Consider the following 1,441-nt stretch of genomic DNA (forward strand, 5'->3'; position numbering starts at 1 on the left):
GCACCACCTTTTAGACTTTATGCTCGATGAGGCCATCCCTGTTACTCGCGTTAATTCTTCTTGATTTTGGATGGGGAGCTACAGGGCAAAAGCGTTTTGTATTCTGTATTCCTTGCTACATTCTGAATTTGGAATTGCTGAGATGCTAGGCTGAAAAGGTGAAGCGAAAACCTTGTCCACTATAGGTTGCAGGGAAGAGAGTCTGTAGCCTGTTTAACGGCAATACTTTGGTCTGAACCCCGTCAGTGAAGGCGCCACCGTCTAGTTATCCCCGAAAATCGATACTTTGGAGTAAGCCAAAATGTACTCAAGTAGTTTGACGAATGAAGAGTGGTCTATCGTAGAACCGCTATTGCCAAAGAAGAAATTGACTTGCCCACCGAAATGAACCAAACGACAGATTGTCGATCTATCTTGAAGTGCCATTCAGGGCAATTCACTTTTGTCGAGAGTCTTTGGAGTTTCCATAGATGATTGTATGTAGTTGAGTAACGTTATGGTTTTGTACTATTTCTAGAATGTAGCTGCTTAATTTATCTGCACCAATTGCAGATGGCTCAATCGGATTAGCGTAATCAGATGTACTGGTAAAGATTTGGCGCAGATCAATAATTGGTAGTTTATAGGCTATTGCTGTTTGAATTATCACATCATTCCAAAATGTGAGTGCAGTTGTCGCTATGCTTTGGTATTCTGACTGCTCAAATCTTGGCTCGTAGATGGTGCAAATTGTTATTGGCAACTGTTTTTCCAGTAGCTCTTTGATTGCACTTACATAGTTAGCACGAAAATCTCCGACCAGCCTTGAAAATTTAATTATTACTTCTGCAACAGATTGTGCCCTCTGAGATAGATAGTCGATGTTGCGTAAAGCATCATTTCCCCCAACACTCAAAAACAAGTGAGTTGAGTCTTTAGGTAGCTTCTGAACTTGAGCATGGAGATCCGTGGTAATAGAACCATCAATAGCGAGTAAAGTGGCTTTCCATCCTAAAGGTATTTTGCGCTTAAGGTAATGGATAACATCTTCTTCAACATCCACATAAGGAGCATTATCAAATATGCTGTCGCCGAGCAAGACGATGTGGGTCATAAATCTATACCTCAAAATTTTCCACTTGCGCAAAGAAGCAATGCGACATAACTACATATTATAGGTCAACTTTCTGCATAAAACTCTCTGAGGCAACGATATGGTTCAACTTTCTGTATAACACTCCATTTAGGCGCAATCGCCAGAACTTTTCCCCATATCACGCCCAAAAGCCTGTTAGCCAGATTAGCTTACTGCAAACAATCTCGGCTCTTCGTTACCCTTTATGCTAAATCAACATACAAGATGCCAAGATAACATACTTCTAACCCAAAAATTCCGAAAGTTTCTAAAGCCATAGCCTCTCCGTTTTATTAGTTTAAGTTTATTGTTGATTCCCTCCACCAC

2 protein-coding genes are annotated in these 1,441 nt (G+C 40.7%); both read right to left on the reverse strand.

Annotated features, from left to right (window positions below):
* Positions 1-436 precede the first annotated feature (436 nt).
* A complete protein-coding gene (locus O9332_RS02185) occupies positions 437-1,093 on the reverse strand; it encodes an SGNH/GDSL hydrolase family protein (protein ID WP_002758338.1) in 657 nt (218 codons plus the stop codon).
* A 234-nt stretch (positions 1,094-1,327) separates the two neighbouring features.
* A partial coding sequence (locus tag O9332_RS02190; protein WP_130758671.1) for a transposase occupies positions 1,328-1,441 on the reverse strand: 114 nt, incomplete at its 5' end.

Source organism: Microcystis sp. LE19-10.1B (assembly GCF_027530565.1).
GTDB classification, from domain to species: Bacteria; Cyanobacteriota; Cyanobacteriia; order Cyanobacteriales; family Microcystaceae; genus Microcystis; species Microcystis aeruginosa.